This window comes from Nocardia sp. NPDC051981 (assembly GCF_040680715.1).
Taxonomy (GTDB): Bacteria; Actinomycetota; Actinomycetes; order Mycobacteriales; family Mycobacteriaceae; genus Nocardia.
In genome coordinates, this window is the sequence record NZ_JBFAXK010000008.1 from 26,876 (window position 1) to 48,550 (window position 21,675).

At 67.1% G+C, this 21,675-nt stretch carries 20 protein-coding genes; 15 read left to right on the forward strand and 5 right to left on the reverse strand.

Annotated features, from left to right (window positions below):
• Positions 1 to 17: 17 nt before the first annotated feature.
• Positions 18 to 536, reverse strand: coding sequence for an Lrp/AsnC ligand binding domain-containing protein (locus AB0L60_RS16825; protein ID WP_364614097.1), 519 nt, complete (start codon positions 534 to 536; stop codon positions 18 to 20).
• Positions 537 to 673: 137 nt separating this feature from the next.
• On the opposite strand from AB0L60_RS16825, the gene hppD reads away from it, so the two are divergent.
• The 7 genes from hppD to tuf all read left to right on the forward strand — a co-directional run bounded on the left by hppD (position 674) and on the right by tuf (position 7,940).
• Entirely contained in the window at positions 674 to 1,909 is a 1,236-nt protein-coding gene (gene hppD / locus AB0L60_RS16830; protein ID WP_364614100.1) for a 4-hydroxyphenylpyruvate dioxygenase, read from the forward strand.
• A gap of 199 nt (positions 1,910 to 2,108) precedes the next feature.
• Positions 2,109 to 2,639, forward strand: coding sequence for a DUF3558 domain-containing protein (locus AB0L60_RS16835; protein ID WP_354836491.1), 531 nt, complete (start codon positions 2,109 to 2,111; stop codon positions 2,637 to 2,639).
• 11 nt (positions 2,640 to 2,650) lie between these two features.
• On the forward strand, positions 2,651 to 3,229 hold the full coding sequence (locus AB0L60_RS16840) for a DUF3558 domain-containing protein (RefSeq protein WP_364614104.1): 579 nt from the start codon (positions 2,651 to 2,653) through the stop codon (positions 3,227 to 3,229).
• A 277-nt stretch (positions 3,230 to 3,506) separates the two neighbouring features.
• Positions 3,507 to 3,881: a 30S ribosomal protein S12 gene (gene rpsL / locus AB0L60_RS16845; protein WP_014353064.1), complete on the forward strand. Its 375-nt coding sequence runs from the start codon at positions 3,507 to 3,509 to the stop codon at positions 3,879 to 3,881.
• Complete coding sequence (gene rpsG / locus AB0L60_RS16850; RefSeq protein WP_030517120.1) at positions 3,881 to 4,351, forward strand: 30S ribosomal protein S7; 471 nt, start codon at positions 3,881 to 3,883, stop codon at positions 4,349 to 4,351. The genes rpsL and rpsG overlap by 1 nt, the downstream gene beginning before the upstream one ends.
• A 178-nt stretch (positions 4,352 to 4,529) precedes the next feature.
• Positions 4,530 to 6,632, forward strand: coding sequence for an elongation factor G (gene fusA / locus AB0L60_RS16855; RefSeq protein WP_364614108.1), 2,103 nt, complete (start codon positions 4,530 to 4,532; stop codon positions 6,630 to 6,632).
• Between the two features lie 117 nt (positions 6,633 to 6,749).
• Positions 6,750 to 7,940 (forward strand): elongation factor Tu, encoded by a 1,191-nt coding sequence (tuf, locus tag AB0L60_RS16860; protein WP_354836484.1) that lies wholly within the window; start codon positions 6,750 to 6,752, stop codon positions 7,938 to 7,940.
• Positions 7,941 to 8,082: 142 nt separating this feature from the next.
• On the opposite strand, the gene AB0L60_RS16865 is transcribed toward tuf, so the two are convergent.
• Positions 8,083 to 8,865, reverse strand: coding sequence for an aspartate/glutamate racemase family protein (locus AB0L60_RS16865; RefSeq protein WP_364614112.1), 783 nt, complete (start codon positions 8,863 to 8,865; stop codon positions 8,083 to 8,085).
• 115 nt (positions 8,866 to 8,980) lie between these two features.
• Positions 8,981 to 10,177 (reverse strand): FAD/NAD(P)-binding oxidoreductase, encoded by a 1,197-nt coding sequence (locus AB0L60_RS16870; protein ID WP_364614115.1) that lies wholly within the window; start codon positions 10,175 to 10,177, stop codon positions 8,981 to 8,983.
• A gap of 157 nt (positions 10,178 to 10,334) precedes the next feature.
• On the opposite strand from AB0L60_RS16870, the gene AB0L60_RS16875 reads away from it, so the two are divergent.
• From AB0L60_RS16875 to AB0L60_RS16900, 6 genes are all read left to right on the forward strand, one after another.
• On the forward strand, positions 10,335 to 10,688 hold the full coding sequence (locus tag AB0L60_RS16875) for an SPW repeat protein (RefSeq protein ID WP_354836478.1): 354 nt from the start codon (positions 10,335 to 10,337) through the stop codon (positions 10,686 to 10,688).
• Between the two features lie 223 nt (positions 10,689 to 10,911).
• A complete protein-coding gene (locus AB0L60_RS16880; protein WP_364614557.1) occupies positions 10,912 to 11,547 on the forward strand; it encodes a helix-turn-helix domain-containing protein in 636 nt (211 codons plus the stop codon).
• Between the two features lie 128 nt (positions 11,548 to 11,675).
• Positions 11,676 to 12,884: a lipase family protein gene (locus AB0L60_RS16885; protein WP_364614119.1), complete on the forward strand. Its 1,209-nt coding sequence runs from the start codon at positions 11,676 to 11,678 to the stop codon at positions 12,882 to 12,884.
• A 115-nt stretch (positions 12,885 to 12,999) separates the two neighbouring features.
• Entirely contained in the window at positions 13,000 to 14,139 is a 1,140-nt protein-coding gene (locus AB0L60_RS16890) for a hypothetical protein (RefSeq protein ID WP_364614122.1), read from the forward strand.
• 56 nt (positions 14,140 to 14,195) lie between these two features.
• Positions 14,196 to 14,975, forward strand: coding sequence for a DNA alkylation repair protein (locus tag AB0L60_RS16895; RefSeq protein ID WP_364614125.1), 780 nt, complete (start codon positions 14,196 to 14,198; stop codon positions 14,973 to 14,975).
• 331 nt (positions 14,976 to 15,306) lie between these two features.
• Positions 15,307 to 15,894 (forward strand): transglycosylase SLT domain-containing protein, encoded by a 588-nt coding sequence (locus AB0L60_RS16900; RefSeq protein WP_364614128.1) that lies wholly within the window; start codon positions 15,307 to 15,309, stop codon positions 15,892 to 15,894.
• 111 nt (positions 15,895 to 16,005) lie between these two features.
• Here the strand turns inward: AB0L60_RS16900 and AB0L60_RS16905 are convergent, their stop codons facing one another.
• A complete protein-coding gene (locus AB0L60_RS16905; RefSeq protein WP_364614131.1) occupies positions 16,006 to 17,061 on the reverse strand; it encodes a ferredoxin--NADP reductase in 1,056 nt (351 codons plus the stop codon).
• A gap of 72 nt (positions 17,062 to 17,133) precedes the next feature.
• Positions 17,134 to 17,754 carry a mycofactocin system transcriptional regulator MftR2 gene (gene mftR2 / locus AB0L60_RS16910; RefSeq protein ID WP_354836466.1) on the reverse strand — a complete coding sequence of 207 codons (621 nt, stop codon included), beginning with the start codon at positions 17,752 to 17,754 and terminating at the stop codon, positions 17,134 to 17,136.
• 408 nt (positions 17,755 to 18,162) lie between these two features.
• Here mftR2 and mftF point away from each other — a divergent pair, with 408 nt between their 5' ends.
• The gene (mftF, locus tag AB0L60_RS16915) at positions 18,163 to 19,560 is read left to right on the forward strand and encodes a mycofactocin biosynthesis glycosyltransferase MftF (protein WP_364614136.1); all 1,398 of its coding nucleotides are present in this window, start codon (positions 18,163 to 18,165) and stop codon (positions 19,558 to 19,560) included.
• A gap of 305 nt (positions 19,561 to 19,865) precedes the next feature.
• Positions 19,866 to 21,218 (forward strand): GAF domain-containing protein, encoded by a 1,353-nt coding sequence (locus AB0L60_RS16920; RefSeq protein WP_364614139.1) that lies wholly within the window; start codon positions 19,866 to 19,868, stop codon positions 21,216 to 21,218.
• Positions 21,219 to 21,675: the final 457 nt, after the last annotated feature.

Genomic DNA, 21,675 nt, shown 5'->3' on the forward strand with positions numbered 1-21,675 from the left:
GGACGCGTTCCGGATTCTCAGTGCGCGGCGCGGTACGCCGGCGCCTTGCTCGACCCGGACGGGGTGAGCGTGCGCAGCAGCGGCAGGGTGCGCTGCGGCACGACGGTGGACAACACCACCACGCTGTGCGATCGCACCACCGAGCTGGTCCGGTCGATGCTCAGCAGGACCGCCTGCAATCCGGCGTGCGAATCCGCGCCGATCCGGCACAGCACATCCCCGGTACCGGTGGTGGCGTAGGCCTCCAGCACCCCGGGGATGGCGTCGAGGCCGGTGGCGACCGCTTCCAGCGCACCCTGCGCGATCTCCAGCGTCACGAACGCCTGCACATCGAAACCGGCCGCGGTGACATCGATCTGCGGATCGTAGGAGGAGATCACCCCCGCCTCCTCCATGCGCGCGATGCGCGACTGCACGGTGGCGCGGGCGACCCGGGTGCGGCGGGAGAGTTCCAGAATGCCCGCCTTCTGGTACTCGTGCATGGCGGTGAGGATGGCCAGATCCAGCTCATCCAGCCGGGCGGGCGTGCGGGCCATGGCGGAACCTCCGCTCGTGAGTTCGCTGCTATTCAAATTGTCCAGCACCCGGCGGCAGATGGTGGTGCAATTCACCAGAGTGTCCAGTGGAATTCGGCGATATTGCCTAGTCGCGCCGCTGGGCCTTTCCTGGGCACATGAGCATCGACGCAGGACACCACGGCAGCGCCCACGCCCGCCCCGGGTTCGCTCGGGCCCGATCCGGCGACCTGCCCGGCGACGACGAACTCCGCCGCCTCGTCGGCCTGGTGGACCACGATGCCGCCGCCGACCCGTTCCCCGTGCTGGGCTGGGACGCCATCGTCTGGGTGGTCGGCAATGCCACCCAGACCGCGCACTACCTCCAGTCCGCCTTCGGCATGCGGCTGGAGGCCTACTCGGGTCCCGAAACCGGCAATCGTGACCACAAGGCGTTCGCGCTGCGCAGCGGCGGCGCCCGATTCGTCGTCAAGGGTGCGGTGGATCCGGCCAGTCCGCTTGTCGCACACCACGATCTGCACGGAGACGGGGTGGTGGACATCGCGCTCGAGGTCCCGGACGTGGACCGCTGCATCCGCCGCGCCCGCGCCCAGGGCGCCACGGTGCTGGTCGAACCGCACGACGAGACCGACGACTACGGCACCGTCCGTACCGCCGCCATCGCCACCTACGGCGACACCCGGCACACTCTCGTCGACCGCTCCCGCTACTACGGCCCCTACCTGCCCGGCTACACCCCGCGCCGCTCCGCCTACGCCCCGCGGGCCGGGCAACCCCGGCGTATCTTCCAGGCCATCGACCACGTGGTCGGCAATGTGGAACTCGGGCGTATGGACGAATGGGTCGAGTTCTACCGGCGCGTCATGGGTTTCGAGAACATGGCCGAATTCGTCGGCGACGACATCGCCACCGAGTACTCCGCCCTGATGAGCAAGGTGGTGGCCAATGGCAACCACCGGGTCAAGTTCCCGCTCAATGAACCCGCCCCCAGCCGCAAGCGCTCCCAGATCGACGAGTACCTCGAGTTCTACCGCGGCCCCGGTGTCCAGCACATCGCGCTGGCGACCGGCGACATCCTCGCCGCCGTCGACGTGCTGCGCCGCGAGGGCATCGAATTCCTCGACACCCCCGACAGCTACTACGAGGACCCGGAACTGCGCGCCCGCATCGGCCACGTCCGCGTCCCGGTCGCCGAACTGCAGCGCCGCGGCATCCTGGTCGACCGCGACGAGGACGGCTACCTGCTGCAGATCTTCTGCAAGCCCATCACCGACCGGCCCACCGTCTTCTTCGAGCTGATCGAACGCCACGGCTCCCTCGGCTTCGGCAAAGGCAACTTCAAGGCGCTCTTCCAGGCGATAGAACGTGAACAGGAGGCACGCGGAAACCTCTGAGCTGTCTCCAATTTGCCCTCCGCTGCGCTCCGGGCGGGTTCGCGGCGCTGGAGGTCTCCTCCAAGGCGCCGGTCTATGGGGCCGTTCACTCCAAGCGCGGGGAGGCGGAGCGCAGTCCAGACCGAGACGCGCCGCGAACCATGGGGTTTCGCTATCCGTGCAACGGCTGCTCCTGGCTGCGCACAGTAGAGTCGGGTCCATGCGAATGGCGTCCGCGGTTGTCACGGGGTTGAGCCTCGCGCTGCTGGTGTCGGCGTGTGGGGGGAAGAGCGATTCCGGCGACGAACCGGGGTTCAAACCGCCGCAGAAGGTGGCGGCGCTGGGCCCGTTCGTCGGGGAATGCGGCCACCTCACCGACGACGAGGTACGCGACCTGGGTGGGCTCGGCACCCTCACCACCGTCTTCAAGAACTCGACCGGCTGCAACTGGCAGGCCGGCGGAATCAGTTCCTCCAGCGTCACTTTCGCCTCCTACCGCGGCAGCCCCATCGATCGCGAGAAGGCGTGGGTCGCCAGCGTGGGCCGCACTCCGGACACCATCGAGGTGGGCGGGAAGAAGGGCTTCCAGGCCCTCGACCCCAGCAACGCCGTCTGCGATCTCGCGGTGCAGCTGGACGACGACTTCTTCGAATGGTCCATCTCCTACGGCGTATTCAGCAGCGGCAACCTCGGCAACCCGTGTGACCGCACCCGCAAGATGGCCGAACTGACCGTGCAGCGGCTCGGATGAGGGGGACCGGAATGTCAGGTCGATCCAGGCGGGTGCGCGGCGCGATCGCCCTCTCGGTGCTGGCCCTGACCGCCGCGCTGGGCGGCTGCGGCAAGACCGTCCCCGGCAGCGCGCTGCCCGCGGGCGGCACCACCGGAACCAGTACCGGCGGAACCTCGCGCATCAACACCAATTTCGACAAGCTGCTGCGCGAATGCCAGGTGGTCGCCCAGGACGACATCGCGAAATCGGTGGGCGACAACATGTATGTGGAGCCGTCCTTCAATGGCGCGGTCTGCATGTGGAACCTCACCGGCGGCACCGCCGGCAGCGGCATGGTCACCCTCAGCTGGTACGAGCTGGGCTCGCTCAACAACGAGAAGCAGAACAACGACCGCCTGAAGTATGTGACCAACGACATAACCGTGCAGGGCCGCCGCTCGGTGGAAACCCGCCGTCCGAATGATCCGGACTCCTGCGGCGTGAGCGCGCCGGCCGCGGATACCGGTATCGTCGGCTGGTGGGTCAACTACCGCAGCGGATCTCAGCATGCGGACCCCTGCGATGCGGCGCGCAAGCTGGTCGAGTTGACGTTGAACCTGGCTCGATAACGGCTCTACCAGCCCCGGTGGGGGGACCCTCTTTTGCCCCCGAAAGAGCCGACGAGTATCGTGGACCGCTGTGCCCGGAGCATGCGGGCAAGTTGATGTGCAGTACGTAGGCCAGCGAGAGCGGCTGACCGTTTCAGCATGCCTTGAAAAAGGCCTCTGAACTGTGCACGACACGCCCGACCTCGTGGAGACGAAATGCCATGAGAACAGGGCGGAAAGCTCGAATGACAAAGACATGAAGTTCCAGACACCTGGTTACTAAAAGGAAAGCCGGTCTATGCCAACCATCAACCAGCTGGTCCGCAAGGGTCGCCGCGACAAGGTCGCCAAGACCAAGACTGCGGCCCTCAAGGGGAGCCCGCAGCGTCGTGGCGTGTGCACCCGCGTGTACACCACGACCCCGAAGAAGCCGAACTCCGCGCTGCGTAAGGTCGCGCGTGTTCGCCTGACCAGCGCGGTCGAGGTCACGGCTTACATCCCCGGTGAGGGCCACAACCTGCAGGAGCACTCGATGGTGCTCGTCCGCGGCGGTCGTGTGAAGGACCTCCCGGGTGTGCGCTACAAGATCATCCGCGGCTCGCTCGACACCCAGGGTGTCAAGAACCGCAAGCAGGCCCGCAGCCGCTACGGCGCCAAGAAGGAGAAGAGCTAATGCCGCGTAAGGGTCCCGCTCCCAAGCGTCCCCTGATCAACGACCCGGTCTACGGCTCGCCCCTGGTGACGCAGCTGGTCAACAAGATCCTGCTGGACGGCAAGAAGTCCACCGCCGAGCGCATCGTCTACGGCGCCCTTGAGCAGGCTCGTGAGAAGACCGGCACCGACCCGGTCGTCACCCTCAAGCGCGCGCTCGACAACGTCAAGCCCGCCCTCGAGGTGAAGCCCCGCCGCGTCGGTGGCGCCACCTACCAGGTGCCGGTCGAGGTTCGCCCCGGCCGCGCCAACACCCTGGCGCTGCGCTGGCTGGTCAACTACTCCCGCGCTCGTCGCGAGAAGACCATGATCGAGCGTCTGGCCAACGAGCTGCTGGACGCCAGCAACGGCCTGGGCGCTTCGGTGAAGCGTCGCGAGGACACCCACAAGATGGCCGAGTCCAACCGGGCCTTCGCGCACTACCGCTGGTGACCTGTGGCCCGGCCCTCCGTTCGGAAGTGCCGGGAGACGAGTCACATGTCGGGCGCGACAGCTGAGCTGTTCCAAGCGAGGCACCCACGCGTCGCGCCCGACGTTGACACCGAGGGCTTCGGAGAACTCGAGGCCTATCCCGTTGAATCCCAACTAGCTACGAGCGGGGAAGATTTCCGTGGCACAGGACGTGCTCACCGACCTGCACAAGGTCCGCAACATCGGCATCATGGCCCACATCGATGCCGGTAAGACGACGACTACCGAACGCATTCTCTTCTACACCGGTATCACTTACAAGATCGGTGAGGTGCACGACGGCGCCGCCACCATGGACTGGATGGCGCAGGAGCAGGAACGCGGCATCACCATCACGTCGGCCGCGACGACCTGTTTCTGGAAAGACAACCAGATCAACATCATCGACACTCCCGGCCACGTGGACTTCACGGTCGAGGTCGAGCGCTCGCTGCGCGTCCTCGACGGCGCCGTCGCGGTGTTCGATGGCAAGGAAGGCGTCGAGCCGCAGTCCGAGCAGGTGTGGCGACAGGCCGACAAGTACGACGTCCCGCGCATCTGCTTCGTCAACAAGATGGACAAGCTGGGCGCCGACTTCTACTTCACCGTCCAGACCATCAAGGACCGCCTGGGCGCGAAGCCGCTGGTCATCCAGCTGCCGATCGGCGCCGAGGACACCTTCGAGGGCATCGTCGACCTGGTCGAGAACAATGCCAAGGTCTGGCGGGGCGAGACCAAGCTCGGTGAGCAGTACGAGGTCGTCGAGATCCCGGCCGATCTGAAGGACCGCGCCGAGCAGTACCGCCAGGAGCTGCTCGAGACCGTCGCCGAGTCCGATGAGGCCCTGCTGGAGAAGTTCTTCGGCGGCGAGGAGCTCTCGGTCGAGGAGATCAAGGGCGCCATCCGCAAGATGACCGTGAACTCGGAGCTCTACCCGGTGCTCTGCGGTTCGGCGTTCAAGAACAAGGGCGTGCAGCCCATGCTCGACGCCGTCATCGACTACCTGCCGTCCCCGCTGGACGTCGAGTCCGTGCACGGTCACGTGCCGGGCAAGGAGGACGAGGTCCTCACCCGCAAGCCGAGCTCGGACGAGCCGTTCGCGGCGCTGGCGTTCAAGATCGCCACCCACCCGTTCTTCGGCAAGCTGACCTACGTCCGCGTGTACTCGGGCAAGGTCGACTCCGGCGCCCAGGTCATCAACGCGACCAAGGGCAAGAAGGAGCGTCTGGGCAAGCTGTTCCAGATGCACTCCAACAAGGAGAACCCGGTTTCCGAGGGTGTGGCCGGCCACATCTACGCGGTCATCGGTCTGAAGGACACGACCACGGGTGACACCCTGTGCGATCCGCAGAACCAGATCGTGCTCGAGTCCATGACCTTCCCGGACCCGGTCATCGAGGTGGCCATCGAGCCGAAGACCAAGGCCGACCAGGAGAAGCTGGGCGTCGCGATCCAGAAGTTCGCGGAGGAGGACCCCACCTTCAACGTGAAGCTGGACCAGGAGACCGGCCAGACCGTCATCGGCGGTATGGGCGAGCTGCAGCTCGACATCTACGTGGACCGCATGAAGCGCGAGTTCAAGGTCGAGGCCAACATCGGCAAGCCGCAGGTGGCGTACCGCGAGACCATCACCAAGAAGGTCGAGAAGCTCGAGTACACCCACAAGAAGCAGACCGGTGGCTCGGGTCAGTTCGCCCGCGTGATCATCGGCCTGGAGCCCTTTGTGGGCGAGGACGGCGCGACGTACGAGTTCGAGAACAAGGTCACCGGTGGCCGCGTTCCGCGTGAGTACATCCCGTCGGTCGACGCCGGTGCGCAGGATGCCATGCAGTACGGTGTCCTCGCCGGATTCCCGCTGGTCAACATGAAGGTCTCGCTGCTCGACGGCGCCTACCACGAGGTCGACTCCTCGGAAATGGCGTTCAAGATCGCCGGCGCGATGGCCCTCAAGGAAGCGGCCCGCAAGGCCGGTCCGGTGATCCTCGAGCCGCTCATGGCTGTCGAGGTCACCACGCCCGAGGATTACATGGGCGAAGTGATCGGCGACCTGAACTCCCGCCGTGGCCAGATCCAGGCCATGGAGGAACGCAGTGGTGCCCGTGTCGTCAAGGCGCTGGTTCCGCTCTCGGAGATGTTCGGCTACATCGGTGACCTGCGGTCGAAGACCCAGGGCCGAGCGAACTTCTCGATGGTGTTCGATTCGTACGCGGAGGTTCCGGCCAACGTGTCGAAGGAGATCATCGCCAAGGCGACCGGCGAGTAAATCGCTGCGGGACGGGTTTGCGAGAATCCGTCCCGAGTCGGTCGTCTGAACGACCCCCTGTAAGAAAAAACCGCACTGCTGCAAAAGCAACGCACTAACTAGTCCAGGAGGACAACAGTGGCGAAGGCGAAGTTCGAGCGGACGAAGCCCCACGTCAACATCGGCACCATTGGTCACGTCGACCACGGCAAGACCACGCTGACTGCCGCGATCACCAAGGTGCTGGCTGACACCTACCCGGACGTGAACGCTGCGTTCGCGTTCGACCAGATCGACAAGGCGCCGGAGGAGAAGGCTCGTGGTATCACGATCAACATCTCCCACGTCGAGTACCAGACCGAGAAGCGCCACTACGCGCACGTCGACGCCCCCGGTCACGCGGACTACATCAAGAACATGATCACCGGTGCCGCCCAGATGGACGGCGCGATCCTGGTCGTGGCCGCCACCGACGGCCCGATGCCGCAGACCCGTGAGCACGTGCTGCTCGCCCGCCAGGTCGGCGTGCCCTACATCCTGGTCGCGCTGAACAAGTCCGACATGGTCGACGACGAGGAAATCCTCGAGCTCGTCGAGATGGAGGTCCGCGAGCTGCTGGCTTCGCAGGAGTTCGACGAGGATGCCCCCGTCGTGCGCGTGTCCGGCCTGAAGGCGCTCGAGGGCGACCCGAAGTGGACCCAGTCCGTGCTGGAGCTCATGAACGCCGTCGACGAGTCGATCCCGGACCCGGTCCGTGAGACCGACAAGCCGTTCCTGATGCCGATCGAGGACGTCTTCACGATCACCGGTCGTGGCACCGTCGTCACCGGTCGTATCGAGCGCGGTGTGATCAACGTGAACGAGGAAGTCGAGATCGTCGGCATCCGCGAGAAGTCGCAGAAGACCACCATCACCGGTGTCGAGATGTTCCGCAAGCTGCTGGACCAGGGCCAGGCGGGCGACAACGTCGGTCTGCTGGTTCGTGGTCTGAAGCGTGACGACGTCGAGCGTGGTCAGGTAGTCGTGAAGCCGGGCACCACCACCCCGCACACCGAGTTCGAGGGCCAGGCGTACATCCTGTCGAAGGACGAGGGTGGCCGCCACACCCCGTTCTTCAACAACTACCGCCCGCAGTTCTACTTCCGTACCACCGACGTGACCGGCGTCGTGACCCTCCCCGAGGGCACCGAGATGGTCATGCCGGGCGACAACACCGAGATGAGCGTCAAGCTCATCCAGCCGGTCGCCATGGACGAGGGCCTGCGTTTCGCGATCCGTGAGGGTGGCCGCACCGTCGGTGCCGGTCGCGTCACCAAGATCATCAAGTGATTTTCCGAAATCACTGGTGATTCTCTGAATCGCTGACGAACGGCGCCGCTCCGAAAGGAGCGGCGCCGTTTGCGTTTTGGATGGCGAAAGGGCCGTTCCCGGTGTGGGAACGGCCCTTTCGCCGTGTTCGGAGATCCGCGCGTCAGGATATGGTGAGCCGGTCCGCGGCCGTGGCGCCGAGCAGGCGGCCGGATTCGAAAGCGGCTGCGGCCGTGGGGAGTTGGGCGGTACGGCCGGAGGCGAGTACGCGGACGGTGCCGGCGCCCGCAGTGGGGCGGTCGAGGGCGTCCATGCGGCGCAGGGTTTGGCCGGCGACGGCTTCGGCGCTGTCGAAGACGCGGACGCCCGGGGGGAGGGCGGTGAGGATGTCGTCCAGGACGAGGGGGTAGTGGGTGCAGCCGAGGACGATGCCCTCGGTATCGGCGGGGGTGCGGGCGGCGGCGTCGGCGATGGCCTCGGCGATGACGGGGAGGTCGCCGCGGTCGATGGCGTCGGCCAGGCCGTGGCAGGCGACACCGGTGATGTCGGCGTCGCCGCCGAAGCGGGCGATGAGGTCGGCCTGGTAGGCGCTGGCGGTGGTGGCCGCGGTCGCCCAGACCGCCACCTTCCGGCAGGCCGCGGCGGCGGGTTTGATGGCGGGCACGGTGCCGATGACCGGCACCCCGGGGCCGACCATGGTGCGGACGTGTTCGAGGGCCTGCACGCTGGCGGTATTGCAGGGCAGCACGATGACTTCCGCGCCCTCGCCCAGGGCGAGGCGCGCGGTGTCCAGTACCCGGTCGATGACCCACTGCTCGGGTTTGGGTCCCCACGGCGCGCCGTCGGGGTCGTTGAGCAGCAGCAGGTCGAGATCGGGCCGCAGCTTCCGCAACCAGGCGGCCGTGGGGAGCAGCCCCAGTCCGGAGTCGATGAGCGCGACGATCACACCCTGCACGGTAGTGAAGGAACCGCCTCCGCCGCGAACCGCGGGTCGAAAAACCGCGTGGGCGTGGCGTAGCCGACCGCGGCGGAGAGCCCTCAGCCGACCGCGGTAGAGAAGCTCAGCCGACCGTCGCCGACGGGCGCAGGGTCGCGGCGAGCTGGGCGCGGGCCTTCATGACCTTGCCGGCCATGCTCGCGCCGACGACCGCGACGAGTTCGCCGCCGCGCAGGTAGTGGGCGAGGAACTTGCGCCCCTTGTCCTCGACGATCTGCACCTCGTCGGCGAGCGCCGGGATGCCGAGCACCTGGATCTTCATGTCGTACTGGTCGCTCCACACGTAGGGCACCTGCACCTCGGTGGACGGGTCGGCGCCCAGCAGCGCGGCGGCCAGCAGCTGGGCCTGCTCACCGGCATTGGTCCAGTGTTCGACGCGCTTGTTGCGGCCGCTCGCGTGCGGCCAGGCGGCCACGTCGCCGACCGCCCAGACGCCCGGGACGCTGGTGCGTCCGGTGTCGTCGGTGAGGACGCCGCCGCCCTCGGCGGGCGCGGCCAGCGGGATGCCGGAGTCGTCGAGCCAGCCGGTCACGGGCACCGATCCGATGCCGATGACCACCAGGTCGGCGCCGATCACGCTGCCGTCGGTCAGTCGCACGCCGCGGACGCTGTCGCCCTCGGTGGCAAGCGATTCCACGCCGATCCCGCACCGCAGTTCGACGCCCTCGGTTGCGTGGAGCCGTGCCACCAGCGCGCCGACCTGCTCGCCGAGTGCGGCGAACAGGGGAGTGGGCTGGGGTTCGACGATGGTCACCGCGAGGCCGCGGGACCGGAAGCTGGCGGCCAGTTCGCAGCCGATGAAGCCCGCGCCGACGATGACGGCCTTGCGTGCGCTGCCGAGGTGTTCGCGCAGGGCGTGGGCGTCGGAGTGCGAGCGGAGCACGTGGACGCCGGCGACCTCGGGCAGACCCGGGATTCGACGCGGCCGCAAACCCGTGGCGATCACGAGGGCGTCGTATCCGGCTTCGCTGCCGTCGGAGAGCCGGACCCGCCGGGCGGCGGTGTCGACGCCGGTGGCGGCGACTCCCAGCCGCAGCCGGATCTGCTGTTCGGTGAAGAATTCCGCGGGCCGCAGGGCGGTGTCGTCGGTTTCGCCGCGCACGTACTGTTTGGACAGCGGCGGCCGGTCGTAGGGCGCGCGGTTCTCGTCGCCCAGCAGGGTGAGTTCGCCGGTGTAACCCCCACGTCGCAGCTCTTCGGCCGTGCGCAGTCCCGCGAGGCCCGCGCCGACAATTAGAACGTGTTCTACCGAGTGCGACATGCGCCAACCATAGCGGTTCCCGAGGTTCTGCGCCGACGTGTCGACCGTCACACCCGAGATGCGGCCCAATCGTATCCGGCCATTTATTGATCGGGCAGTCAATCAGGAATACAACGAGATCAGAACATATTCCCTGGCCTTTCAAAGGAGGCATTCCATGTTCACCGTGAGTCGCGCGGAGCAGGCCATGACGGTCGTGCTCGGCGCAATCGCCGCGCTGTCCCCGATCTGGGTGGCGCACAGCAACCGCGCACTGTGGACCCTCGTGGTGCTCGGCGTGCTGGTCGCACTCGCGGGCCTGGCGCAGATCGCGGAAATGGCGACCGGCATGGTCGGCTACGCGCTCGGCGTGCTGGGCGTCCTGATGTTCATCTCCCCGTGGGTGATGAACTTCCACTCCTACAGCGGCGCATCCTGGGTCGCGTGGATCGTGGGTGCGTTGACGGTCGTGGTCGCGCTGGCTGAGATGCCCGAGGTGTCGGGCCGCTTCGGCGCGGCGGCGCATCACTGACCGATTCGCGGCGTGCCGGCCTCGGCTCTCCGTGTGATCACGGGTGCACAGCCCTCGTGAGCATGGGAGACGCGGCGAGGCCGGCGGGTCCGCGCGTTATGCTTGTCGTCTACGTCCGCCGACCGGTGGCGGCCGCCTCCGCGTCGAAGCGTGAGGAGGAAGTCGAGCAGTGCCCACATCACGTAGGGCGGAATCGGATTCGCCGCGCACAGCAGAGTCTGAACTGCTGCGCAATGTGGGACCCGTGCCCCGCCGGGTGGGGCGTCGTCGCAGCAAGAAGGTCGACGGTGACGCTCGCCAGCTCATCCTGGATGCCGCTGAAAGGCTTTTCGCGGCCCATGGATTCGACGCGACTCCCACGGCGTCCATCGCCGAGGAGGCCGGGGTGCCCAAGGGCCTGATCTTCTACTACTTCCCGACCAAGGGCGCCATTCTGTCGGCGCTCATGGCCGAGCGGGTCCCCTCGCAGCCGCTGGATATCGAGTCGGTGGTGGTGCCGGGTGATCCGGCCAAGAGCCTGGTCAATATGGATGCCGCGCTGAATCTGCGCGAGAACAATTCCTCGGTGCTGCGGGTGATCATGTGGCGCGAGGCCGATACCCACCCGGATGTGCGGAAACAATTGCGCCGCATGCGGGATCAGTTGCTGGACGCGACGGCGCGGGTGCTGGCGGCGAGCGCGCCGGCCCCGGTGCAGCCGGGGACATTGCGGGCGTGTGCGGCGGCGTGGGTGTCCGCGATGCTGGCCATCGCGAGTACGGATCGGTTGCACGCCCTGGACGGGGTGCCGCTGCCGACGGCCGACGAGATTCTGAATGTGGCGCAGGTGGTGGCGGCGGGCATGACCCACCTGGGTTGAGCCGGTGGGAACCCGGAGCGACCGCAGAATGTTTGCTGGCGTGTCGCTGTTTCTTCTGAAGAACTCCCGAACCACACTCGTTGTGGGGTAATCGTCTGATTCCCACTGCGAAGTTAGTGGAGGACCTGATGAATGCCAAGTTGTTGCTGCGTGGTTTCGGAATCCTGGCGGCGGGTCTGGTGCTCGCGGGCACGACGCCCGCGGCGCACGCGGATCCGATCTATCCCGCGCCCGACCCGGACCCGTTCTACGCGCAACCGGCCGACATCGCCGACCATGATCCGGGCGACGTGCTGGCGGTGCGGCCGATGCCGCCGCTGCTGATATTTCCCGCGGCCACAGTCACGATGGTGAAATTCCGGTCCACGAGTTCCGAGGGCGCTCCGATCGCGGCGGTCACCACGGTGCTCACCCCGCGCGAGCACCAGCCGGACGGGCCGCTGCTGTCGTATCAGCACATCATCAACGGCCTGGGCACCGAATGCGCGGTGTCGCGGGTGCTGTACACCAACGACCCGAATCTGCAGGTGCGCGAGGCGGTCGCGTTGAATGTGGCGCTGCGGCGCGGCTGGTCGGTGGCGCTGCCGGATCATCTGGGCCCGAATTCCGCCTACGGTGCGGCCAGATTGGGCGGGATGATCACCCTGGACGGTATTCGCGCGGCGAAGCGGCTGCCGGAATTGGCGTTGGCGAACAGCCGGGTGGCGATGGCCGGATATTCCGGCGGCGGCATGGCGACCGCGTGGGCGGCGGCGCTCGCGCCCCGCTACGCGCCGGAGTTGGAGATCGCGGGCGCGGCCACGGGCGGCGTGCCGATGAATCTGGTGAAGATGGTGAACGCCCTTGGTCTGCAACCACATCCGGCGTTCGGGCTGGCGATGGCGGCGGCCATCGGATTGGAGCGGGAGTATCCGGACCGGTTGCCGATCAGCACCCAGATGAATACGGCCGGCCTGGCGGCGCGCAATGCCATGGCCAATGGCTGCACCAATCAGATCATGGCGATCGGCGCCGGGCACAGTGCGCGCGAATTCGCGGCCAGCACCGCGCTGATCGACGATCCGGCGGTGATGTCGGTGCTGCGGGAGAACAGCCTGGAGCTGTACGACGGGGTGCCGAATACACCCATCTTCGAATGGCATTCGCCGAGTGATCCGCTGATTCCGGTGGACGCCATCGTGAATACCGATCATCGCTATTGCGCGGCCGGGGTGCGACTGGATATGGATATGAATCAGTCCCCGGAACATCTGTCGGCGGCGGTGCTGGGTCTGCCCGCCGCACTGTGGTGGATCGACGCGCGGTTGCGCGGCGAACCCGCTCCGAGCAATTGCTGAGCGGCGTCAACACCCCAATACTGTTGATCGTGAGCCGGTTTCGCGGTGACCGTGCGCACGCCCCGGCCCCAGCCCGAGTCGCACCCCTTCCCCCGGGCCGGTAAGAATGTCGGCCATGGATGCCGATTTCACCACCGGCCCGGGGGATTCGCGCCCCGCGCGCCAGCCGGGCTACCGACTCACCCATCCCGATACCCCGTCACCGGGCACGTCGCCGAACCCGGTGCTGACCGGCATCGACACCGGCAGTTACGCCGGCCCGGGCCGAAATGGCCAGGAGCAGGCCGTGCAGTGGTCGACCGCGCCCGTAACCCTGCGCGCCACACCGGAACCCGATGCGCTGCCGCGCCGGATCGCCCCCGATCTGCCGCAGCGCACCGCGGACCCGGAGGCGGTGGCCGCCCGGCTCGCCGCCGACGGCGAGCCGTTCTCGGCTCGGATCACCACCGACAGCGAACCGCTCGCGATGCCCGCCACCAATGGCGAGCCCTTCGCCGCAGGACCCGCCACCAATGGCGAGCCCTACGCGGTACGACCCGCCACCAACGGGTCGCCCTACGCCCGATCCATGTCCGACAGCGGATCGTTCACCAGTGCCGCCGTCGAGAGCGAGCCCTACGCGGCGGCGCCCGTGGCGGACAACGAGACGATCGCCGCGCGCCCCGCGGCCAATGGCTCGCCGTTCGCGGCCCATTCCGGTGTGCACGAGGATGTATTCGCGGCAAGCCGTCCCGCCGACCTCGAGGCTCCCACCGGTCGCCGGCACGCGCCGGACCCCGAGCCGCCGGCCCGGTTGGAGAGCCCCGCCCGCTTGGAGAGCCCGGCCCGCATGGAGACCCCCGCCCGCATGGAAGACCTGGAGGCCGTCGCGGCCTCGCTGCGGGAGAGCGCGCCCGCTTCGCCGGCCGAGCCCGAGCGTCCGGCGAGCGTCAAGTCCCGGCGGCGCGCCGCCCCGGAACCAGCTGTGGCGCAGCAGGATTCGACCCAGGCCCAGACCAAGGCCGGCGCCGAGTTCCGGACCGGCGACGCCACCATCGATCTGCACCACATCATGCGGCTGCTGGTGGCCAGCCATGATCTGGACGTGGCCGCGGCGGCGGTCGAATCCGGCGAGATCACCGTCGCCGAACTGGCCGACGTCGCGCGGCGCACTCGCACGGCCGCCGTGGAATTGGTGGCGGCCTGGTACGGCGGAGCGGATCACATGCGGAAATTCGGCGAGGTGCTGTTACAGGCCGCGGCTGAAACCGCTTGATAGAGATCTAGGATTCGATCGACAGACTTCTCCGGCTCACGGACGCAGGAGGCGCGATGAGCGGAACCGGCGTGCCGTCGAAAACCCTGACGGCGGCCGCGGTACAGGCGGAATTGGCGGCCTTCGCCGATCCGGCCGACGCGGTGCATCTGCAACGGTTCTTCAAAACCGGGCCGGGTGAGTACGGGGAAGGGGATGTATTCATCGGCGTCCGGGTTCCGCGGACCCGGAAGGCGATGAAACAATTTGCCGGCCTGCCGCTTTCGGAGATCGATCTGTTGCTCGACAGTCCGGTGCACGAGCACCGGCTGGCCGGATTGGTGATTCTGAACGGCGAAATGGCCAGGGCGACACGCAAACGCGGGAGCGGGACGCACAATCGCGGCGGTGGTGCGGCGCGACAACGGGAGATCGTCGATCTGTATGTTTCGGCCGTGCGCCGCGGCCGGGTGAACAACTGGGATCTGGTGGATTCCTCGGCCGAGTTCATTCTCGGCCCGTGGCTGTCGGAACGTCCCCGGGACCTGCTCGACGAATTCGCATCGGGGGATTCGCTCTGGGAGCGGCGGGTGGCCTTGCTGACCACATTCGCGTTCATCAAGCAGGGCGATACCGTGACCACGCTCGAGCTGTGTGAACGTCTGCTCTCCGATCGCCGCGATCTGATCCAGAAGGCGGTGGGCTGGATGCTGCGGGAGATCGGCAAGCGGGTGGATTCCGCGATTCTCACCGGATTTCTGGACGCGCACGCGGCGAATATGGGCCGTACCGCACTGAGTTACGCGACCGAGCATCTCGCTCCCGAAGAGCGGGCGAAGTACCGCGCGCAGCGGTGATCCGTGGGTGAAACGGGCCCGGCAGCTGACGCTGCCGGATTGCTGTGACGAACCACTCGGTCAGTTCGCGCTGAGTGTTCATCCTGTGTTCAGTTTACGTTTACTTGGCGAGATCAGTCTGTGATCAGTCGGTGAAGGCCGATACCAGCTCGAAATGAGCCGGTGACTACCACGCAGAGACCGCCGCCTTCGGCGGGAGCGTGACTGAACGGTGATAGCTGGGAAATATCCCAGATCTCGTTCCGCCACTTGCACATCACAACCCATGCAGTGCATCGGCGAGTCCCTCCGGGTGCCCGCCGTGGTGAGCTCTGCGCCTGTAATCACCATGATGATCAAACGAAACCTGTTCGCCCAGCCCGTCAAGACCATCACCGGCGCAGCCGCCGCGGCCCTGGCCGTCTCGGCCGTGATCGCCGCCGGTCCGGCCGCCGCCGACGTCAACGGCGTCCCGCCCCAGTTCCAGGCCACCGCTCAGCAGGTCCAGCAGCAGGCCATCCAGCTCGACAACGGTCTCCCCGCTGCGCAGCAGGACCAGATCCGTCAGGTCGTCCAGGGCCTCCCGGCCCCGCTCAACCAGGTCCTTCCCCCGGCTTTCGCCAACGACCTGAACGGCTGGATCCAGAATGCCCTCTTCGTCATGGGCCAGCACGGCATCCCCGGCAGCTACGACGGCATCTTCCGCAACATCCAGCGTGAGTCGGGTGGCAACCCGCAGGCCATCAACCTGTACGACTCCAACGCCGCCGCGGGCATCCCGTCCAAGGGGCTGATGCAGGTGATCGATCCCACCTTCCAGGCGTACCACGTCGACGGGACGTCCTGGGACATCTACGACCCGGTCGCCAACATCACCGCCGCCTGCAACTACGCGGCGCACCGCTACGGCTCCATCGACAACGTCTTCTCGGCGTACTAGGCAGCACCGACTTTTCGGTTGCTCTCCGGGGTTCAACGCCGCACCCCTCGAATAAGAATGTGGCCGTCGCGTTTTCGACGCGGCGGCCACATTTCGCTTTTCGCGGGCTTGTCAGAACTGGATCTTCAGGTGATCCGTCACCGGGCGGGCCTGGCAGCCGAGGATGTAGCCGTTGGCGATGTCCTCGGGGTCGAGGATTTCGGCGTTCTCCATTTCCACTTCGCCTTCGAGGACGGTGCAGGCGCAGGAGCCGCATTCGCCTTCGAGGCAGGAGTAGGGGACGTCGAGGCCCTTGGCGAGCATGATGTCGACCAGGGTCTGGCTGCGGGGCCAGGTCATCTCGTGGGTTTCGCCGTCGAGTTCGACCTCGACGCTGGCGGCGTCGGCGGCTTCCTCGGCGGTGATCTCGCTCGGGGCGACCTCCGCGAAGGGATCGCCGGAGAGCGAGTTGAAGACCTCGGCATGGGTGCGGTTGCGGGGCATGCCGAGCTGGCCGAGGGCGTCGTGGACGCGGTCCATGAACGGCTTGGGGCCGCACATGAACGCCTCGTGCGCGACGTAGGGCGCGACCAGGGTGGCGAGGGCGTCGGCGGTGGGCAGGCCCTGCAGGTGCTCGAGCCAGTGGATCACGACCAGCCGCTGCGGGTGCTTGTCGGCCAGCTCGCGCAGTTCCCGGGCGAAGATGACCGAGTCGTGGTCGCGGTTGGCGTAGACGACCACGATGCGGCCGTTGCCGCGGGCCAGCGCCGACTTGAGGATGGACATCACCGGGGTGATGCCGCTGCCCGCCGCGAACAGCAGCAGGTCCTCGTCGAGGTTCTTGGGGGTGAAGACGCCCGAGGGCGGCAGCACCTCGAGCGAGTCGCCGGCTTGCACGTTGTCGCACACCCAGTTCGACGCGTACCCGTCGACGGTGCGCTTGATGGTCACCTTGGGCTTGTCGTCGGTGTGCGGCGAGCTGGCCAGCGAGTAGCAGCGGGCGACGGACCCGGTGAGGTCGCTGGGGATGCGCAGGGTCAGGAACTGGCCCGGCTGGTAGGTGAAGCGCTCACGCAGATCCTCGGGCACGTCGAATACCAGCGAGCAGGAGTCGGCCGTCTCGTTGATGACCGCGGAGACCCGCAGCACGGCCGATCGCGAGCTGTGCGGTACGTCGACGGTGGTCATAGTGTCCTCTCGAACCCGGCGGTGCTGGGCAGCCGGTGCAGTCTACCTAAACTAGAACGTGTTCTAGTTTGACTATACGTGGCCGTCCCGCTGCCGGACAAGCTGAGCTTCCAGGCCCGCGATCAGCACGTCCATCGAGAAGTCGTAGGAGTACTTGCCGCGGAGATCCGCCAGGTGTTTGGTGGCGCGTTCCACCGCCTCCGGAAGCACCCGGTCCAGCAGGCCCGCCCGATCACGCGGGTTCACCTTCGAGCGCCCGAACAGATAGGTGTGGATGGTGGCATAGGCGGAGAGCACATTGCGCTCGTCGAAACCGGCGTCGAAGAGGATTTCCATGACGGCGGCGATCAGGTCCAGCTGTTTGCCGAGCATCTGCTCGATCAACACGTCGCCGAGACCCGGGTGCTTGCGCAATTTCTCGTCGATCTGGTCGATCAGATCCCGCAAGCGCATTTGCCACGTGCCGAATTCGGGTGGCGGCTTGCGCACGCCGGTGAGGGCGGCGGTGGCGACCAGATCGAGTAGCTCGCGCTTGTCGGCGACGTAGTAATAGGGGGCCATCGGCGAAACTCCGAGTTCGCGGGAGAGCCGTCGCATGGACAGCTTCTCCACACCGTCCTGCCGGACCACCCGGAGGGCGGCCTCGACGATCTCGGATTCCGAGAGGGTGTTACCGCCCCCGCCTGTCTGCATGCGCCCGACTCCCATACCGCCTCGACCACCACGGGCACGGATTTCCGTCCCCTACCTGTTCAACTGCCGATTTTCCTCCCGCAGTGTAGAGCGCTCCCCGTATCAGCCGTCGAGCTACGGTCCGATGCGTGGACAAGGCCGAATCCCGGGCCGCGATCCCCATTCCTCGAGAACCTGCCGGATCTGTCACCCAGAGGTTCGCGGCCGTCTCGATTCTGGGCTGCGGGTTGATAGACCTCCGCCTTGGAGCGGGGGAGCGAAGTGGAGGAGCGGAGGAGGGAAGAATCGAGACCGCGGCTCCATAGACCTGCGCCGTGGCCGCGAACCGCACCCGGAGCGAAGCGGAGGGCAATTAAACACCGCGCGCCGATCATCATTGCCAGTGGTTGGCTGACTTAGCATTCGGGAATGCGCCATGATCGCCTTCCCGATGGTTTCGGGGTGCGAATCGATCCCAGGGTGCGCACTTATTCCGGTGGACGGCTCCTGGTCGGCGGCACGCCGACGAGGTTGCTACGGCTCGCCCCGGAAGCTGCGGCCTTGATCGGTGACGGGTACCTCGAGGTGACCGACCCCGCGTCGGCTCGGGTTGCCAGACGTCTTCTCGATTCCGGCGTCGCGAATCCGCGCCCGCGGCTGCTGCCGTCGCTGGAGGACGTCACCGTGATCGTCCCGGTGCACAACAATGCTCCCGAGCTGTCCCGGCTGCTGTCGGCGCTGCGCGGCCACACGGTGATCGTGGTGGACGACGGCTCGGATCAGCCGGTGCAGATCCCGGATGCCAGAAGCCGCTGCCGGATCACGGTGCTGCGCCGCGATCGCCGGTACGGGGCGGCCGCCGCCCGCAATTTCGGATTACGGGCCGCGGCAACCGAATTCGTGGCCTTCCTGGACCCCGAGGTGGTGCCCCGCACCGGCTGGCTGGAGGTCATGCTCGGGCACTTCAGCGATCCCAAGGTGGCACTGGTGGCCCCGCGCATCCTGGCCATGGATCCGGACTCCACCCTGCTGGCCCGCTACGAGCACACCCGCGGCTCGGTGCATCGCGGCCGCCGCGAGTCGGCGGTGCACGCGCACGGCCCGGTGCCGTACGTGCCGAGTTCGGCGGTGCTGGTGCGCCGGCTGGCGCTACTCGGCGAAGGCGGGTTCGACGAGACCATGGCGGCGGGCGGCGATGTCGACCTGTGCTGGCGGCTGGACCGCGCGGGCTGGCGGCTGCGCTACGAACCGGCCGCCCGCGTGGCGCACAGCAATCCGGTGTCGCTGCGAAAGTGGTTCGCCCACAAGGTCACCCACGGGACCGGTGTCGCGCCGCTGGCCCAGCGCCATCCCGGCCTGGCCGCGCCGCTGTCGCTGCCGATCTGGACCGCGGTGGCCGCGGTGCTGTTGGGCACGATGTCGCGCTGGGGCGTGTTCGGCGGTCTGCTGACGCTGACCGCCACCCTGGTCCGGCTACGCCGGGTCTTCGCTGGACTGGACAATCCGACCCGGGTGGCTGCCATCTATCTGACGCGCGGTTTCACCGGCGGCGTATGGCGGCTGGCGACGGCCATGTGCCGGCACTACTGGCCGATCACGCTGCTGGGCATGCTGTGCTCGCGGCGGGTCCGTCATATCGCGTTCACCCTGGCCATGGCCGAGGGCCTGGCGGACTGGTTCACCCACCGGGAGCCGGGCAGCCTGGACCCGGTCCGGTACGTGCTGTGCCGGCGGCTGGACGATGTCGCCTACGGAACGGGTCTATGGTGGGGCGCTGCCCGCATTCGCAGCGCGGCGGCGCTGAAGCCGACCTTGCCGACGAGCTGAAAGCTTCGAAAAGCGGAGCGCCACAAGCTGATTCGCCAAAGTGACCGACGCATTCAGATGCAAATGCTGAAGGTTCGCGGCCCGCCCCGAATCTGGACTGACGGGGCGGGGAGCGAAGCGCAGGAGCGGAGGAGGGAAGAATCGGGGTCACGAGGGCCGCGAACAGCCGGAGCGTAGCGGAGGTGAATAGACGCAGCTCACATTTTGTGAGGCGCCCGTTGGTATGTGACCTGCCGGACAAACGTCCGGCTTCCGCCTTGAGGTCTTCGGTGCGCCGGTACTCTTTGGGGCGGAAAGAAAGGCAAATGGTCAGCAATCTCGCAGGTGGTGGGCAACCCAACCACGGCGTCGAACCGGGCAGTCAACTCGGGGCGCTCGAAACATATGCCGCCCAGGCGCACGGGTATCTCGGTGTGGGCGGGGATCAACTGGGGCAGTTGCCCGGCCTGCTGCGGCCGATGGTGCTCGAGTCATGGCTGCGCAGTCTGCGCGGCGGCGTCGATCCGATGGACGACGGAGACGGTCGTGGCCTGCGCGGCACCGACCTCGAGCGCTACCGCGACGCGCATCCGATCGCCTCGGTCATGCCGTTGGTGGACAAGCTGTTACTGCGCGACGCGACCAGCACCGGATTGATCGTGGTGGTGGCCGACCAGTTCGGCCGGGTGCTCTCGGTGCACGGCAATGCCGATCGGGTGCAGGCGGCCGCGGAGGCGGGCCTGCGCGAGGGCAATGACCTGAGCGAGCGCCGGGTAGGCACCAATGCGGTGGGCCTGGTGGTGCGTACCGGCCGCGCGGCCTGGATCCACGGGCCGGAGCATTTCCTGCACCGCATGCACCAGATCACCGGAGCCGCGGCGCCGGTGCACGATCCGGACGGCCGCCTGGTGGGCGTGCTGATGATTGCCGGCGGGGTGCGGGTGGCGCGCCCGGAGATCCTGGCGCTGGTGAAGGCGGCCGCGACGGCCGCGGAGATGGATCTGCTGCTGGCCGCGGTCCGTTCGGGTCAGGATCGCCGTTCGAACGCCGATGCGCCGGCGCCGGAGCGGCTGGGCCTGGAGGTGCTCGGGCTGGGCCAGCCGCAGCTGACGGTGGCGGGGGAGCGAGTCCCCCTGTCGCAGCGGCATGCCGAGATCCTGCTGCTGCTGGCCGAGCACACCGAGGGCCTGTCGGCCGATCACCTGGCGCTGCTGCTGGACGATGCCGATCTGGACAACGCCACCATTCGCGCGGCCATGTCGCGTTTGCGTTCGGTGGTCGGGTCGAATGTGTTCGGCTCGCGTCCCTATCGACTGCGCGTGCCGATCGCCACGGATGTGGAGGCGCTGCGCGCCGCGCTGGACTCCGGGGATGTGGATTCGGCGGTGCGGCTTTACGCGGGTCCGGTGCTGCCGCGTTCCACCGCGCCTGGAGTTATAGACATTCGCGATGAATTGCGAGTGCGTCTGCGCACCGCTGTATTACGTTCCGGCGACGCTTCGGTCTTGAGTCGGTGGACATCCGGTGCCGAGGGCCGTGACGATGCGGCCGCGTGGGCGACCTATCGCGCCACCGTCGATCGTGAGTCTCCGCTGTATGCGCAGATCGAAGCCAAGATTCGCGTGCTGGATCGGCGCATGGGCGCCGATGCAACGCAGTTGCAACGTTTCGACTCATAGTCTCCACATCCGAAAGTGCGGCCTGTCACACTGCCGCCTCGCCATGTGGTCGTACCCACATTCATTGCGATCTTCGCACCGGCATGTCGCCCAACTAGACGCTCGTCCAACTTTTTTTCGGGAAAAAGTTCCTTTTTATGTTGTAAACGCCTAGTGTTCGCATCCATGAACGGCATCCATGTGATGCAGGTGACAGTTGGAGGAGATCGGCAGCAGGAAACCCAGGATGCGATGACCCGGAGGCGGTCGCATCCCGGCCGGTGGACCAGAAGTCCAGGCCGCTTCGAGCATTAGTTGGATCACGGCGCGGACCCATCCGCGCATTCGTCGAATCACCCAGGGCGGTGCGGTTTTCCACGACCTGGGCGGCGCGATACGTCGCACCGCCGCAGGTCCATTTCGCGATGCCCGAAAGCGGTCGGCGGCATAGCAATTCGCCATAGGAAGGGAGACTCTG

What these genes read in the sequence shown, in the direction of transcription:
- AB0L60_RS16835 (WP_354836491.1), top strand. Translation starts at nt 2,109, where the DNA reads ATGCGAATGGCGTCCGCGGTTGTCACGGGGTTGAGCCTCGCGCTGCTG.
- hppD (WP_364614100.1), top strand. Translation starts at nt 674, where the DNA reads ATGAGCATCGACGCAGGACACCACGGCAGCGCCCACGCCCGCCCCGGG.
- AB0L60_RS16825 (WP_364614097.1), bottom strand. Translation starts at nt 536, where the DNA reads ATGGCCCGCACGCCCGCCCGGCTGGATGAGCTGGATCTGGCCATCCTC.
- AB0L60_RS16905 (WP_364614131.1), bottom strand. Translation starts at nt 17,061, where the DNA reads ATGACCACCGTCGACGTACCGCACAGCTCGCGATCGGCCGTGCTGCGG.
- AB0L60_RS16885 (WP_364614119.1), top strand. Translation starts at nt 11,676, where the DNA reads ATGAATGCCAAGTTGTTGCTGCGTGGTTTCGGAATCCTGGCGGCGGGT.
- mftR2 (WP_354836466.1), bottom strand. Translation starts at nt 17,754, where the DNA reads ATGCAGACAGGCGGGGGCGGTAACACCCTCTCGGAATCCGAGATCGTC.
- AB0L60_RS16920 (WP_364614139.1), top strand. Translation starts at nt 19,866, where the DNA reads ATGGTCAGCAATCTCGCAGGTGGTGGGCAACCCAACCACGGCGTCGAA.
- AB0L60_RS16875 (WP_354836478.1), top strand. Translation starts at nt 10,335, where the DNA reads ATGTTCACCGTGAGTCGCGCGGAGCAGGCCATGACGGTCGTGCTCGGC.
- mftF (WP_364614136.1), top strand. Translation starts at nt 18,163, where the DNA reads ATGCGCCATGATCGCCTTCCCGATGGTTTCGGGGTGCGAATCGATCCC.
- AB0L60_RS16870 (WP_364614115.1), bottom strand. Translation starts at nt 10,177, where the DNA reads ATGTCGCACTCGGTAGAACACGTTCTAATTGTCGGCGCGGGCCTCGCG.
- rpsG (WP_030517120.1), top strand. Translation starts at nt 3,881, where the DNA reads ATGCCGCGTAAGGGTCCCGCTCCCAAGCGTCCCCTGATCAACGACCCG.
- AB0L60_RS16895 (WP_364614125.1), top strand. Translation starts at nt 14,196, where the DNA reads ATGAGCGGAACCGGCGTGCCGTCGAAAACCCTGACGGCGGCCGCGGTA.
- rpsL (WP_014353064.1), top strand. Translation starts at nt 3,507, where the DNA reads ATGCCAACCATCAACCAGCTGGTCCGCAAGGGTCGCCGCGACAAGGTC.
- AB0L60_RS16890 (WP_364614122.1), top strand. Translation starts at nt 13,000, where the DNA reads ATGGATGCCGATTTCACCACCGGCCCGGGGGATTCGCGCCCCGCGCGC.
- AB0L60_RS16900 (WP_364614128.1), top strand. Translation starts at nt 15,307, where the DNA reads ATGATCAAACGAAACCTGTTCGCCCAGCCCGTCAAGACCATCACCGGC.
- AB0L60_RS16840 (WP_364614104.1), top strand. Translation starts at nt 2,651, where the DNA reads ATGTCAGGTCGATCCAGGCGGGTGCGCGGCGCGATCGCCCTCTCGGTG.